This is a genomic window from Nostoc sp. CCY0012 (assembly GCF_963920855.1).
In the GTDB taxonomy this organism is placed as follows: domain Bacteria; phylum Cyanobacteriota; class Cyanobacteriia; order Cyanobacteriales; family Nostocaceae; genus Cyanocohniella.
Window position 1 is genome coordinate 73,045 of record NZ_CAWUDM010000007.1, and the last position, 16,580, is coordinate 89,624.

A 16,580-nucleotide genomic window follows, 5' to 3' on the forward strand; every position below is an offset into this window, starting at 1 on the left:
CAAAAACGAGGTTTTGTATTATTACCTTCAAATCCTTGTCAACAAAGCTTTCCCCCCAACGTGTCTCAGAAACTGTACTTTTTGAGACACTTCTATGATGATTAATGTTTAAACCCCTTGGTTAATTCTTGCCCATCTCCCCCGAAAAAAATCGCTCTCCTAATAAAACTTGGTGATAATCCGTTTTATGGTAATAAAGGACTAGGCTTTCCATAGTAGCTAACCACAACACACTGTTTGGCGCGAGTAGCTGCTACATGAATTAGAGAACGTTCGGAACTAATTAGCGCATTAGATGTAGCTTTATCAAAAGCATTTGATAAAGCTGATTTTAAAGGCAAAAAACCTTCATTAATTCCTGCTAAAATAACATAGTTAAATTGCAGCCCTTTAACTCGATGCATAGTAGCGATACGAACACCTATTTGAGATAGATTATCAGGTTGACTACGTTTAATTTCCTGTGTTTTTATCCCTAATTGATTAAGAGCAGAGATGTACTGTTTAACTAAGTGGTTAGTACGTACCACAATACAAGTGTTGGATAAAGAATTCTCGCCATTTTCTAACTGCTGAAGATATTGTTTGATAAAACCAATCTCTTCATCAAAATTAGAAAACCCTTGAACAGTTGGCTCATCGCCATGAAGTAGCGAGCGGTATCCTTTTAAGTCATCTTGATTTCCATCCAAGTCATCAACAGTAACTCCATCTAGTACCTTTGTTGCCCACTTCCTAGTTTCGTCTGTTGTACGGTAGTTAATTCTCAATTTGTGGGAGCGGCCACGAATATCAATACCGCAGCGACTAAGAACAACTTTACGACCGTAAATGCGTTGGTGAGGGTCGCCAACTAGAAAAATATCATTGCCATTATCTTTAGGTGGAACTATTGCCCTAATTAGTGAGAAAACTGCATCGCTCATATCTTGAGCTTCATCCACGATTACAGCTTTGAAAGGTAAGGTTTCCCCTGGTTTATTTTGTAGTAAACTACAAACATCACGCATTGCATCTTCGCTTTCTTTCCATCCTTTTTGCTGAAGTAAAGAGCGATATTCTTCAAAAACAACCCAAATAGCGGCTCGTTCGGCTCGGTTGAGTCTTGTACCGCGTCCAGTTCGGGTAGCTGTTAGGTATTGCTTGAAGTTTGTAATTTTATTAGCTTGAATTACCTCACGCCATTCGTCTTTATAAAAAGCAAGGGTTAGCGATGGAGATTCAGGTTTACATTCGTAAGCTTTGTCCCAAAGTTCTGCCACTTGGTCATCGTAAACAATTTTAGCGCTGACTCCTTCACTTTTTAGAAATGATGTTACCCAAGCGTCAATATTTTCAACTCGTATGCGGCGCATGGTTTCAGGAGAGCAAATTTTACGTAAGTTAGCCTCAATATCGACTGCAAGGTTGCGGGTAAAGGTCGTAAATAAAATGCGATCGCCTGAATTTGTAAACCGATTTTCTGCCAGCCATTTAGCACGGTGCATTGCTACAACTGTCTTCCCAGTTCCTGCACCACCTAATACTCGTACTGGCCCTTTCCAGTCGCGTTCAACCAAACGTCTTTGGCTGGGGTGGAGAAATACGCGCCATTTTTCTAGCGGTGCAGCCAGAATTTCTAACAGTTCTGCTTCGTTTTCAACAACTCGGAAGCGGCGTTTGCTATCGTCTTTTTCTAGAGCGGCATCAATGTTGTCTGTGTCGATAGTCTGTTCGCGGTTTTTATCTTGTGCTGCGAGGATTTCTTCGATGGAGTACCCAGCGCCTAACATCAGTACAGCATCAGCAGCTTCTTCGGGTAGCTTAGAGACTAATTGATCGATATCTTCGTCGGTTACAACTGCGCGAATTGCACCCAATAATTCATTGGGAACGCCAAGCCGTAGTAAATATTTGTCTGATATGTTATCAAATCGACCGGGAATTTCTGGTACTTTACGACTCGAAATTTCTGCTTCAATTGCGCTTGCTTCTTCAATGTCTATAATTTGTAATGCACCGGATTCTGGGTTGATTTTACACACTCGGCGTTGCGCCCAATTATAAGCATCATCATGGTTATCAACCCACAGAAGAATATAGGTATTGCCTTTATCGGGTTTGAAAACAATAGCTCTATACGATAAGTCAATGCGAACAGATTTTAATCGAGAATCTCTGCCGCTAATTGACTCATAATTAATACTAGAACTAGTTGGGTCTTTCTTGAACTTTTCCAAAAATACATTTGTTTTACCCTGAATTTGTCGGGGTAGCCTACTAAAAGCGTCAAGGAAATCTGCTGATATTGCTAGTTTTAGTTGATGATTTAACATATAATTACTTCCTTTATGCTTTTATATTTAGTTAATCATTAATTGATATATTGACTGCGAAATGTTTCTGGATTTGCCATAACTTCGGCGATAGTAGCTACCTGCCATCCGGCTGATTTAAATAGCTTTAAACTATTATCTCCTTCTATTAGAACAGCACATTTATAACTCGACCAAGCTAATTCAGCCTCAGTAATAATAACTTCATTACTATCCATTAACTCATAACCGACCTCTGGTAAATCCCAGTTATGCTCTTGCATATAGTGCAACAATTCTAATGTTGTCTCATCAAAAACTAGTTCCTCTAGCTTTTGCCAAGCTGTTATATTATATTGAACTGTTGGTTGAGATTGATTCTGGTTTCCTTTGGGAGGTACTAATGCAGAATTTAAACCATTGTCATTACCTAGAGCAGTCACAACGTAACTATGGTCAAGAAATTGTAAAATATTGAAATACCGTAAAACTCCTCCCCAAGTTTTTTGTAATTCTTTTTCAGCTTCTATTGTTTTATCATCCAAATAAATAACGACAAATGAACCAGCACTATCGAAAGATGAATGACGTTTACCATCTACAGAAAGGTAAATACTTGCCCAAATCTTGTCGCTATTTATAATCAGATCGACTAAACCTAACATTTTGCCATTTTCTATTGGTTTAAATGCATCTATAACTGAGACATTAGTTTTACTTAATACTGCTTCTGCCCAAGATTGACGAGCATCTTGCTGGCTGAAACGAACATTATCAAATTGAGCCGATGTTCTCATCAGAGCAAAGTTTTTCCATAAATCTCTATTTGGGTTAACTAGAAAATTGGTTAACCAAATAAAACTATTTTTCTGAGCAACAAGCCGTAATTCACTGCATCGATATTTTTCATATAACGTGCTTTCTTTAGCCTTAAACTGCTGACTAATACCGACTTCTAAAAGGTCAATATAAAAATCAGCTTGCTTATTAGAAAACTGCGATTCTACATCTCCCCAAGTTAAAGACCAAACGTGATATCTATTACTTTTGGCAATTGCCATACGTTGGAGGAAATCTTCAGCAATGCGGTGTGCATGGTATTGCCAGCCATCGGTAAAAACGACTATTGGTTTAATTGCTGTTGTATTTTTAGCAGGATAAAAGACAAAATCGGCTAGACTACGAACTTCAACCCCTTCATTTCTGCCAAGTTCTACCTGTGGTTCAACATTCCAATCTTGATTACCAATTCTAATAAAATAACCAGCTTTTCCGTTAACTATTTCTTTGCGAACAATGGTCGGTTCGTTATTATGGCGGTAGCGTCGTAATGCTTCAATTAAACGTAGCTCAAGGATGCTGTCAAATAAGGCATTAAGCTTAACTTGAGAAAGCGCTCCTTGAGTTTCAGTTAATTGATGTCGATGGCTAACAATAGTATTAAGTAAATCAATTGCTGTCCTGCGGCTGGTTTGGTCTTGGTCAAAACTATTACGATAGCCGTATAAGCAGTTATAACAGCCATCATTGCAATCGCAAGCACGTAAAATAATTAGTGCTTTTTCAAACACCGAGAAAAAGTTATTTGGATCTCGTAGTAATTCGCGTAGATATCCGGTACCACCAGGAATGGTGTCATATAAAAATAGAAAGGGTTTGCGTAACAAGCTAGGCGTATTTTCTTGCGGTTCGTGACTAATAAGGGTTCTGAGGTGGTCTACTTTCCCCTTAAAGTATTGTTTTAACCCTAGTTGCAGGGCTGCAATAAATGAATGTAATTTTTTATCAGAAGTTAAAGTATCTACAGGTAGCAATATCCTGATTGCTTCTGATTCAAATTGTCTAAACAAGTATAAAATATCGGTAAAATCGTTTTCATTGCTACTTTCACGGCGGGAACAAGTCAAGGCGTGTTCTGGTTTTTCCGGGTCAGTTTGAACTTTACCGCAATGGCGACAAATCCGAAAACCAGGACGGGGACGGTTAACACCAGCGACTTCAAAGTTTTCAGATTGGGAATTACCCTCCCCAAAATTTACTTCTCGGAAGGTGACTCGTGAAATAAATTCAAAACCAAAGGGAAATTCATCATTTTTAATTACAAAGGTTTTTTCCCTTGCTTCTGGTTCAAAATCTACCAGCATCTGTTGAGTGAAAAATGCTGGTTGGCGCTCATCTTTATCATCACCAATCCGGCTTTCTCTAGCGTTAGTGGTCGCTATAACTTGGCGCAGACGAATCATTTTGCGCTTGCGTCCTGCATCCAACCACATTCTGTCCCCACAGCGCGGACAAGCGGGTTCTTTGGCTGCATCTAAAATAGTGGCAGCAGCGTAAGAACAGTTTCTACACAATCGCCACTCTTCAATTTTGGAAATGTTTAAGTCGATTTGGTCAATTTTGACACGGTTCCCCTCAGCGTAAAATACACCAGAAGGAGCAAGTTCTCGCAACGCGATCGCACTAGGACGTTCGTACTCAAAGGTAAAGGTTTCGTACTTCCCAGATGCACCATCCCCTTTAATATTTTTTTGTCGCCAAATAATTGACTTCAGGATTACGCCGGGTTCGGGGAAGGCATAATTGGGTAGCAACCCTTCATCGGTAAAAAAGTTGAAGGTGTTTTTATCGCTGATATTTTTGGCTAACTCCATCAACCCCCCTCGTTCGCGGTGGAGTTCGGCTAGTTCTTCTTCATGATTTTCACTCTTGGCAGCTTTTTCTTTATCTTTGATCCGTCGCCGTAAAGTATCACTCTGGTTTTTCAAGCGACGGCGTTCTTCCACTACTTCCTGCAAGCGGTTGACAATGTGCCAACGCAGTCCCCCTTCATCGTTCTCGCCTTTCTCAATAAATATTTTTAACTGTTCGGCGCTGCGGGTGGATATTTGATTTTGGAAGAGGTCGAGAAAATCTTGCAGAAGTTCTAACTGTTGGTTTTCAATAAAACTCAGCCATGTATAAGGAAAGCGAGTTAAATCACGTTGCTGGACGCTATCTAAAACAGTCCCAAATCGTTCGGGGAGTTGCTCTGGAGTAACACCTTGGGACACCCAACGGTCGAGACAGTAAGCAGTGAGTTGGCGTTGTAAAATTGCTGAAGCATCGAGGTAAGAACCGGGAGTATCCACCCCACCTGCAATCATTAACATTGGATCAGCCCAAAAATACAAGTCATGGGGAGTACCGTTGGCGATCGCGGCGATAAAAGCATTCCCATCTCGACGACCTGCACGACCAATACGCTGCTGGTAGTTTGCTTGGGCGGGAGGAACGGAACATAATAAAACAGAGGAAAGCGTACCAATATCAATCCCCATTTCCAATGTTGAAGTAGCAGAAAGAAGATTTGGGTCGTAGCGGTGGCGACCTGTGATAAAGCGATTTTCTAATTCTTCGCGGACATCTCTTTCTAATAGCCCTGTGTGTTCTCTAGCAAAAATGCGCCACACTCGACCTTTAGAATATAAATTGCGGTAAAAATCGCGGGTTTTTCGTTCAGATGGTTGATATTTACCGGTACACTTGGGACGCATACATGGTGTATCCGTCCATAGCCTTAATTCTTCAGGGGAAGCCGTAATACTGTGACCGCATTTGTCACATTCGAGGTGATGGGCTGTAGTATCTAAGTATAATGCTGTTTGTTCAATACCCCAGACTTTTGCGTTATTACGTGTTTCCCTCACTCCAAAAATCTGATGAGCCACCAGTTGATTTAAAACTAGGTTGTAGAGGTTTTCTACCTGGGCGACAATCAATGGCGTGTAGCTAGAAAATAGCTTAAAAGCCCAATTTTCACACCAAGTTACTTTTCCTGATGGTCGGACTAAGGTTTCAAAGCGGGGAACACTACCATTTTGGACAAAATAAACGGGTGCAAGGGAGGAAGGGCCAAAACCAGGCATAAATAATGGTTGCTGCAATCGGAAGGTTTGACCGCCACTTTCAATATAGTTTTCTGCCATCGAATGCAAAATACCGCCTTGTAGCCGTAGATGGGAAATTAAACCCAAAAGGAAACGGTGTAGGGTGTCTTGGTCAAGGTTTTCCAGCCCGCCGATTTCGTTGCGAAGTTGTTCGAGTAGGCTTAAGCAGGCAGGGTTAAGCAAATTACTATCGAGAAAAACTGCACAAGTATCCGTGCGTTCCAGCGAAGCTCCCAAATTTGTCCGCAAACCAATTTCTGCAACTACTTCCCAATCCAGTCGTCTATTAATTAGGTCAACAAGGCTGGGTTTTGCTGTTCCTGCTTGTTGTAATTCTTCCCATTCCCGCAGCCATTGCAAATCTGAGGGCATAAAGGTGGCAATATAATCACCATCGTTACCAATTTGATTCCGCCAATATTGATAAAAGTCAGCCCGAATATCCGCTAAATTCCATGCTGTTGCTTTGTTATCAAGGTGCTGGCGTAGGGCGGTTCTCAAGGTAGTGCGGAAGGTGCGAGTTTCAAAAAAGCCTGCACGGTGTGCTGCGTCTTGTACAGAGTCGGAAAAAGTAATTAGTTTGCGATCATCGTTGTAAGCTGATGAAAACAAAGTACCAATTGCGGCACTAGCTAAACTTGCAGCACGAGAACCAAGGATTGCTAAACCATTTTTACTACCACAGAAGGGGCAATCATGGTTAGAAATGCGCCGGGAATTGCCGTTTTTGGTTTTTATCGTGCGAACAATCGTATCTTGGTCTGGTTCGATAACTGGAATAAATTCCTGGCTAGCGCACCTATAACAACTAGGGACATCTGTGCGGTTAAGGGTTAGACATTCGGTACAAAGTTGCCAAGATAACCAACCTCTATCGTTATTTTTATCTTGGTTGGGAAAAACATAGGTAATTAATGGGTCGTTTGAGAAGTAAGCTTTATAGAAGTCCCGCAGGTCACAAGCTATTTTATGGTTCGTTGCTTGCTGCCTTAATCCTCCCCATCCTGTACTACCACAGTCCCGACAGTGTATCACAGGCAGGACACGCCCTTTTTCTTCTGATGCTTGGTCGTCAGCAAATACTAATTGGGGTTCTTGCTCTACAGTCCCCACCATGCGGCGCAGTTCTCGCAGCCAAAATTGCAAACGAATATTAACCCAAGGGGCAAGGGCAGTGTGCAATTGACGGCGGGCAGTGGCGCACAAAGCGATTAAACTATCAAATAAGGACGCTTGATAAATTGGGTCATCGCTATCTGGCAAGCGCATTTTCCGGCTGAGTTTTTGCCAGAGTTCGGTTAGAGAAATTGCTCCTTGATCTAAAACTTTGAGTAGATTATGAACAATAGGTAGAGATTTTAAGCGATCGCCTAGTTCAACCCGCCATTCGTTACTATTAAATGGTTCGCTAATTGCTTCCTCAAACCATAACTGATATTGGGCGCGAATATATTCCTCAATAGTTTGGTAGTTAGCAGCTTTAAGAATTTCTAATTTATCGGGTTCGGGAATGGGGAGGGGGTTGATGTAAGCATCAAAGAGAAATTCCCCGCAAGCAAGTCTATCTTCTTCAACTAGGGCATTTTCGCCAAAGGGTTCGTCAAAAACTGTAGTTGCATAATTCAACATATCCCCTTTGTTACCGCTACCACCCAAGGTTGCAGAAGTACCAACACAGGCTAAATGACGTTTGGGAGTTTGCAACCTAGCTTTGAGGCGGCGGATTAAACAAGCTAAATCGGTTCCCTGTGCGCCATCAAAGGTGTGAATTTCGTCAACTATTAAATAACGTAGGGTTTCTGGTGCATTTCCTACCCATAATGGTTGGTCGCCAGGACGAATCAGCAGATAGTCCAGCATTTTATAGTTAGTTAGCAAGATGTCCGGCGGACATTGGCGCAGAATATTTTTGTCGGTGATGATATGATCTTCACCCATCATCGCCTTTGGATCTCGTTCCGACTCGCCCACAAATAACCCAGCAGTTACCTTACCTTTTAATTTTGGGTTGTGCCAAATGAGACTTGCTAACCGCTTTGCTTGGTCGGTAGCGAGGGCGTTCATGGGGTAAATTAGCAGTGCTTTAATACCCGGTTCGCTCTCATGCTGGTAGCAGTGGTTGAGGATTGGTAACAGAAAACACTCTGTTTTACCCGAACCGGTTCCCGTAGCGACGAGGGTTGATTGGTAGTAGGGTGATTTTAATCGGGCGAAGGCTTGTTCCTGATGGCGGTGTGGAGGAAATGCCATTGGTACATCGGGGAAATAGTCTGCACCTGTAGAACCGGGGCGAAATGGTAAACCAACAGACAGGTATGGGCCTTTAAATACAGCTTCCGGTGTTGCTAAGAAGCGTTGTATCAGCCCTTCAAACCCTGGGGAGGCAGGGCGAAATTCGGTTTTGAGGAAATCTTCAATACTGGCGCGAACTTCTGAGGCAACTACTGACGGTATCATGATTTAACCTCCTGTTCGGCAAAGCGTTTTTCAAAGGCTTCCCATGCGGTGTGGTAGTCTTCTTCTCTGTCGCAACGGTCGAAGGGGGCTTGGTAGATGATGGTGCGTTCGATGGGGCCACCTGGCATGGTGTCGTCGATGATTGTGCGTTCGACTGTACCTGTTTTCATATCTTTGATGTCTTCCCATCCCTGTTCGCCTTTTTTACCTTTGCGAGGGAAGCCAACACCTACAAATCCTTTGCTGATGGTAAATACAATGCGCCCGTTTTGGTCGTACCAAGTATCTTTTTCGTATTGGCGCATAACGGGGAATTGGACGCGGTAAATTGTGATCAGTTCTTCCAGGGTTAGCCCTAATGCTAGTGCTGCAAGTACGTCGATTTCGACTAGGGCTTGGCGGCGCTCGTAGTCGGTGCGGAGGGCAACGTTGCGTTGCCAATGGTGGGTGAGGTTTTTGAAGAAGTTGTTGTTGAGGCGTGGGTTATTTTTTGTCCAAGTGTCTTGGTTAAATTGGTTAGTATAGTTACTTTCCCATAATTCAGTATAATGAGTAGTTAAACAATTAATAATAAGAGCGCGTAAATATACTTCTATATTTGTTTCTAGCAAAGGAAATTGTGATATTAATTCGTCAGTAACATTGTTTTTACCTGTTATCTTTAAGAAAAAGTCATAACACAAAGAACAACTGAATGCAGCAAAATATAATAGTTTTTTCTCTTCTTGAAATGCAACAGAAACGCAGGCTTTTGTATGTGTAATACCTTTTGGAATTATACAGCTAATTAATGTTCTTTCTCCTGATATACTTAACATTTTACGAAAAATATAACGATAATATTTTGTGATCTTATAATTTTTTTTATCCGTTTTCTCTATCCAAGAGACACTAGGAATTCGGTTAAAATATTTAGTAGCATCATGACTAGTATAGTTAGTCCGAGGTAAATAATTATCAGGGATATGAGTTAAATCTATTGGATCATAATGCCCATTAGATGTACAAATAGCTCTTGGTGTTTTATTTAACGGGTTGCCTACAAAAAAGTGTGGGCCAGAAAGAAACCATGTTGCAACTGAATCAGAGAAACAAGTTTTTTGCTGAATTATTCCATTTTTTTGAGCATCAGTTTCATCGAACATTACTGTAGAAAAATATCCATCATTTAAATCAGCTAAACGACGAGGTTGTTTAGCAAATTTTTCTAATACATTTAATAATTGCTGAGAATGAAGTGCAGGTAGTCTTGCTTTTAAGGCTGGTGTGTTAGCTTGGTCATATAGTTGAGCAAATAAGCTCAAAGTTTTTTGGTTAACATGAACAATTCTCTTAGAATGCCCACTTACATCCCATTTACCTTCATCGTTTTTAATTCCTGGGACTTTTCCTTCTCCATCATGCTCAAAACAAATATCAATCGTTTTAGCTATAAATAAATTACATATATTGTAAAATATATTTTTTTCTGAAAATTCCCCATAAATATTAATACTATATTTTGTATGATGATCTACATCTTTAAAAAGCTGCAATTCATTAATAAATTGAAAATGATATTTTAATCTAGGATAAATAGACTCTCTAAAAATTCCCCCTTTTGGATCATCATAATTACTTTCTTGATGAATAAAACCTTGTATGCCATGACAGTTAGAATAATACCAACTTTGTGGAATAAAGCATTTATATAAATTAGGTTTTTGTCCTTCTAATAGAGGATAATTTTGATATCCATTTAAGAAGTTTTGGTATCCATCAAAAAATTCATAAGCCCTAAAATATTCAAGTTTTAGTTCAGGGTATTTAGTAAATGATTCTTCTCTCAATTTTGCAACCTTACTTGCTGAAAAATTTTGTAATTCAAACATAGGTTCAGCATCACCTAAAATATCACTTTCTTGCCATTCTACTTTCATCCAAGGAGGATTCCCTAAAATAAAATTGAACCCCCCATTATCAGCAAAAATATCTGCAAACTCTAACTCCCAATGAAAAAAACGCTTATTCTCCGCAATCTTCGCAACTAACCCCAACCTGGGAAAACGTTCCGCTAACTTTGCAACATTGACAAACTTATAATCATCAACAAACTTTTGCACCTCATTCTCAAGTGCAGTTTCAGGAAATAAAGGTAACTCTGGTTCAGGTTCAAACGTCATTTCCGTTTCCCCCAAAATTACCGCCAATTCCATAAAATATTCATATCTTGACGGTAATAAATCTGCTTTTTCAATCTGCCAAAACCACAGCGCACACCAATAGTCCATGACAAATTTCAACCGTCGGTAAGAGCTAGAATTACCCACACCTTCAGATAATTTCTCTTGTGCTAAAATCTTATCTTTGATTTCCAAAGTGCTGCTCTGATGCGTATCCTCTTCATAACCAAAAATATTCAACGGGTCAGTAGTGCGTTGTCGCATTACCCGCAATTCATCCGTGTGACGCTGCCAAAGTTCATCTATGCGTTGAGATAATGTCACTAAACGGTCAACATCAAAATCGTCGTAGAGTGCTTTACAAAATTCCTTACGCCAGTTATTTATAGTTCCAATTTCGTTTGGTGCTAGAGACTTGATAACTTTATCTGTATAGTTCGCCATTCCTGGGTCGGGCAACAAAAAATGAAACACCACCCCATCAGGTAACTTTTCCCCTACCATCACCCGTTGTGGTTCGTGATCATACCAGTATGGTTGTTTCTTCTCACGCGGAATTAACGTAGTGCTGTACACCTGATGACGCGCACCAATTAATGAATTACCGCAGTGCAGTTGCACTCCAAACCAAGGTACAAAAGCCTTCCTATTTTCCGGTTTGTAAATACAATTCAACCACAAGGACACTTCTGCTAACTCCACAGCAACCGGGTTTAAGTCAATTCCGAACACGTTACGGTCAGCCAAAAACATTTTGACTTTCTGCTTTTCCTGCAAATACTCGTCATGGGGAATACGTTTCTCTAACTCGTCCTGCTTTAACTCCAAGTATTTTTCTGCTAATTGGTTAACAGCTTCGTTCAAAAATGCTGCACTCCCCATTGCCGGTTCGCAAATCTTCAGCTTGAGAATATCATCGGCTGTTTTATCCTTGAGCAATTCCTTCAACGCATACTTAACCAAGCAGCGCGTTAACGATTCCGGCGTATAATAAGAAGCAGAATTTTGGCGATCTCTTCCTGCTAAACGATAGATAAACTCACCCTTGCGGCACATTTTCGCCGTACCGTCAGTATTAAATACCCGCTCCGCCGTCGTATATTTTTCTAAATCTTCCAACTTGACGAAGTAAGCAACATCCAATTCGTCATAGTTATTTTTTCCACGTTTGGGGGTTTCTTCTTCTACTTCTTCCTCGTCATCTTCCCCAGCTGATTCTTTACTGTTTTTCGCTGCACGCTGCACCTCGTACAAATCAGTCTCAGCAAAAAAGCCCCGGAAGCACAGTAAAGATTCATACACAGCACCCAACTGGTTAATTCCCAATTGTGCATAAGAAATGCGTCCCCGACGCTTACCTTTACCCTCCCGCGACAGGGACATTAATTCAATCACGTCTCGCAGTACACTATTGCGGAACTTGACACGATTCAGTAGCTTGGTACGTTCTGGGTCAAATAAATGACTTTTTAGTGGTGCAAGTTCAAAAGTGTTATCATAAATTTTCTCTTCAGGTAAATACAGAGTTCCCACATTACTTGGTGCGTACCCTTGCCAAATTATTTCAAATAGTTTGGTAAGAGAAGCATTAATAAAATAACCATTTTTATCTTCTTCTGTCCGTAATTCTACTTGCTCTAATTCCCGCAGCGATTCTAAACTATAACCTTCCCGATAAATATCAGCATTCATCGGCGCATAACCCAAATCCCGTCGTGCTTCGATGTAAAAAAGAAACAGCAAGCGGTACATATAACGCAGACATTCAATTGATAATTGTCCTGCATCTAATTGTCCAGAAAATACCCCTTCTTTACGCTTAGTTTTTAAATACAAAACTGCTTCGTTACCCAAAATTTCAATTGACTTTCTCAGGGCATATTTCAAATCATCAGAAACAGAAAAAGCATGACGATGAGAATTTTCATCTAATTCATCCAGTAAGGCTGTACCTTCGCTAGGACAGGTATTTTCTTTATGCAGTAATGTCGCCGTTGCAAGTAGTGTATCCGATTCCTTGCGCGATAAAATTTCTGATAAATCAAACCGCAACAACCGTGATGCATTCCACTTAAAACGGTCAATGAGAATAATTTGATGAATACTAGCAAGTAATAACCACCGGGGTGGCTCATCTTGAGCGAAAATATAATCAGAGACAATATCTTCTATAGTAAAGTCAGACGAAACTAATTCTGCACTTATATTATTTTGATTATTTTCTTTTTCAGTAACTTGTGCTTGATTTAAATTTAAATCTAAAATATCAATGACATCATCGCCTTCTGGTAAAGCTTCTATAATCCAAAGCAACGGCACTCCATTACTTTTTTTGACTTCACACAGTATCGGGAGTAATTGCCCTTCATCAAGAATGCGCTGAGTAGGTTCAATCTGATAACCTAAAGCACCAAAAATTTCCGAAAACCATTGCTGTTGAAAAGTTAGACGTTCCGCAATCTCCTTTTCTTTGCTAAAATTATTTATAAATCTAAAATAAGATGCAGCTAAACTTCCCAATAGTTCGGGGGGAGATTTTGTTTCATTTTCAGCCGCAGCTTCTCGCCAGCGTTGAGCAATTCCTTTAATATCATCTTTCAGAATAGCATCAATATAGTGATTGGAATAAAACTCATTTTCGTTAGTAATTCCTATTAATTGGCTCATACACTACCCCCCTGCAACACAGCAATAATTTTGATATATGGAGCAGGTTCGGTAGTCATACTATCCTCCACCCAATGCCAATAGTCATTAAAAATTTGCTCAATTCTGCGTTCTTCTTTTGATTTTTTCTGTTCAACTAAAGGAGTACCATCTGCAAAGCGCACTGTTAATTGTTGATAATGTTGACCTTTGAGCTTATTTAAACGATTTAATTGTTCCTGTAATTGGATGTCAATTTCATGCTCAAATTTCTTCAGTTCCTCCAGCATTTTCTTTTTTGCTTCGGTGACTGCCAACCCGCGCAAATTCAAAAGTTTTTCATCAACAGGCAACATTTGATTGGGAATTGACTCCCGATCAAATTCGGTACGGCGCAGCGTTTCCTCAAAGTCTTCTATATGCTTAACTTTTTGATTTTGAAACACTACACTTACCCACTTATTGACTAGAGGTTGCCCACGACGGTTAGGAATTATACCTAACATAACAAATACAACCTCATTTGCCAGTAGTTGGGGTAAAACAATAACGGGTGCTTGATGTCTACCGAAAAGCGTTATACCACGGTCGTTTAACCAATCAACTATCGGATGCAGTTCCCAAAGATACTGAATAGAGGGCCAGCGTTCCTCAGATTTTCGTGATTCCTCTAGTTCGCGCATCACTTTGTTGCGATCGCCAGACAAACGCAATGCCTGATTGGATGCAGGTTGAATTTCTCTTGGTAAACGCTCAAAACGCGATCGCAGTTCGTTAGGCATTGTTAACTCGATTAACAACTCTTCCTCAAAACTACGTAATTGCAAAGGATTTTCTTCATCAACTGCACCTAACGCCGCCAAGGTGTAATGATAATCATCGGGAAATAAACTTGGCATTTTCTGCATAGCAGCTTGTGCTTGGGGTTCCTCACTCACTTCTGGCTCATCCCCAAACACATTGGCAAACCAGTTATCATCATCCTCTGTCTTCTTATCCGGTTGCAGCCGTGCATCAAAGCTTTCTGCTGTTTCCCCCTGCTCAATTGCTTCTATGGCGGCTGATGTCACTTCCACCTCTTTATCGACATCAAACACCCCCATAAAAACAGAAGGGTCGCCAATATTTTTAATTGCTTGCTCGTCTTTCCTAACTAAAACGCTAACAATGCGCTCTGCTTCATCAACTTTTTTGTTATTCGAGCGAGTCAAAAGATAACGAATTTGCGGTTGTTGCTCTTGTCCGTAACGGTCAACCCGTCCATTACGCTGTTGCAAAGCCATTAAAGACCAAGGAATATCAAAATGTATGAGACGGTGCGAAAAATAATGTAAATTAATCCCTTCCGATGCCACATCCGTAGCAACCACCAACCGCAGAGGAGATTTTTCATTACCAAATTTTTCGATAATTTCCATCAACTCAACATCTGGCATTCCCCCATCAAGAGTAGCGATCGCTTCTTCTTTCAGCTTTAAGTCGCGCTTTAAACTCTCCCTAAGAAAGCGCATCGTCTCTAAACGCTCGGTAAAAATCACAATTCGGTCTTTTGGGTCTGTACCCTTCCAAGCAAACCCCCCAGCTTCGGTTGTACTGATTAATTGTAATAATTTTTGATACTTTGAAAAATTTCTATCATTAATAGTTTCCAAAGCTGATTCTAAAGCCCTTAACTCGGCAACATCAGTATTTAAATGCTGATCATCAGTGTTTTTTACTCGCTTGATGCGATTACGTACTGTCTCCAAACAAGCCATCGGGCTGGACAGCATCGCTTTTAACAAAGTAGTTTTAAACAACTTACCTGTGGAAGCTTTCGCGTCAATCCCAGCCAGCTTTAAGTTATTAAGAATTTCAAATGCTTCCTCTTCTTCTACAGAAGCATTAGTTTCGATTGCTAAAACCTGACGTTCAGGGAATTTTTTGAGAAGTTGCCCAACAACATCTTTCTTAAACCGCCGGACGTACAAATCTCGAATATCTTCCTTAGTGTAGTTCGACTCGTTAGCGATCGCTGTTGGGTCGAGCATATTCATCAAGCTAGCAAAGCTTTCCGCACGCCCATCATGGGGTGTGGCTGATAGCATAATTAAACTATCGGAACGGCTTGCTAAACGGTCAGCCAACTTAGAACGCAACGAAGCACTGCTACCACGTCCCCGACGAGCAACGTTATGTGCTTCATCAATGACTATTACATCCCATTCAGCCTGCTCGATGTAAGTACGATACTCCCGGTCTTGTTTGAGGGTATCAACAGAGACAATGGCTTTATCGTAATAGTGGAAAGGATTATGGTTTGTGGGGATACGAGAGCGAATGCGTTGGATACCTACAGAATCAAGGCGTACCAGGGGTATAGTAAAACGTACCCAAAATTCTTTCTGGAACTGAGTCAGCATACTTTTGGTTGTTACAACCAAAATGCGTTTTGCTCGTCCCCGACGCATCAACTCAGCAACCAAAATTCCTGCTTCCAAAGTTTTCCCCAAGCCAACAGCATCTGCAATTAACAAACGTTGTCGCGGCATCGAAAGGGCTTTGAGCGTTGGGTCTAATTGGTAAGGCAGCACATCCATTGCTGCTTCATGACCAATGTAAAGATTAGTATCAGTAGGGGCAGTCTGCCGGAGATGAGCTTCGAGAAAAAGCAGCGAATTCCTATAGCCAGAAGTATTATCTGGTACTAAATTAGTGTTTTCCGGGTCTAAAACCTCTAGGTCTTGTTCTAATTCTTTGACAAACCGTGCAGTGCGACCTTTAATAAAATCACTTACACCTACAACTTCGATTACCACAGAACCATTAGGTGTTCTTGAAGTGGATTTTACAAGCCACTCTGCATCTCTAGTAACAATCCGCGCACCAGGGGCAAGCGTTTCCATATCAGCCTAGTCTTTTTAACCTAAACGGGGAAGTGATTGTACATCACAGCCCAATGCTTCTTGCTCTGCTTGCTTTCCTGAATAAGAAATCTGCCCTTCTGGAAATTTCTGTGGTGCATGAGATTGAGAGAAGTATTGATTACGTAATATTATAGGCGTAAACGTTAAAGATATTACAAAAATTGTACGCGATATTTTGTAACTAGA

Annotated in this window: 4 protein-coding genes; all 4 read right to left on the bottom strand. The window is 40.7% G+C overall.

Annotated elements, in window-relative coordinates; genetic code table 11:
* Positions 1-185: 185 nt before the first annotated feature.
* Genes ACM0OS_RS03255 through ACM0OS_RS03270 form a run of 4 tightly spaced genes read right to left on the bottom strand, consistent with a single transcriptional unit; the run spans position 186 to position 16,373 of the window.
* Positions 186-2,315: a UvrD-helicase domain-containing protein gene (locus ACM0OS_RS03255; protein ID WP_414541715.1), complete on the bottom strand. Its 2,130-nt coding sequence runs from the start codon at positions 2,313-2,315 to the stop codon at positions 186-188.
* A 38-nt stretch (positions 2,316-2,353) separates the two neighbouring features.
* Positions 2,354-8,680: a DEAD/DEAH box helicase gene (locus ACM0OS_RS03260; RefSeq protein ID WP_414541716.1), complete on the bottom strand. Its 6,327-nt coding sequence runs from the start codon at positions 8,678-8,680 to the stop codon at positions 2,354-2,356.
* Positions 8,677-13,509 (bottom strand): Eco57I restriction-modification methylase domain-containing protein, encoded by a 4,833-nt coding sequence (locus tag ACM0OS_RS03265; protein ID WP_414541717.1) that lies wholly within the window; start codon positions 13,507-13,509, stop codon positions 8,677-8,679. The genes ACM0OS_RS03260 and ACM0OS_RS03265 overlap by 4 nt, the downstream gene beginning before the upstream one ends.
* Complete coding sequence (locus tag ACM0OS_RS03270; protein ID WP_414541718.1) at positions 13,506-16,373, bottom strand: DEAD/DEAH box helicase; 2,868 nt, start codon at positions 16,371-16,373, stop codon at positions 13,506-13,508. Before ACM0OS_RS03270 ends, ACM0OS_RS03265 begins: the two co-directional genes overlap by 4 nt.
* Between the last annotated feature and the right edge of the window lie 207 nt (positions 16,374-16,580).

What these genes read in the sequence shown, in the direction of transcription:
- ACM0OS_RS03255 (WP_414541715.1), bottom strand. Translation starts at nt 2,315, where the DNA reads ATGTTAAATCATCAACTAAAACTAGCAATATCAGCAGATTTCCTTGAC.
- ACM0OS_RS03260 (WP_414541716.1), bottom strand. Translation starts at nt 8,680, where the DNA reads ATGATACCGTCAGTAGTTGCCTCAGAAGTTCGCGCCAGTATTGAAGAT.
- ACM0OS_RS03265 (WP_414541717.1), bottom strand. Translation starts at nt 13,509, where the DNA reads ATGAGCCAATTAATAGGAATTACTAACGAAAATGAGTTTTATTCCAAT.
- ACM0OS_RS03270 (WP_414541718.1), bottom strand. Translation starts at nt 16,373, where the DNA reads ATGGAAACGCTTGCCCCTGGTGCGCGGATTGTTACTAGAGATGCAGAG.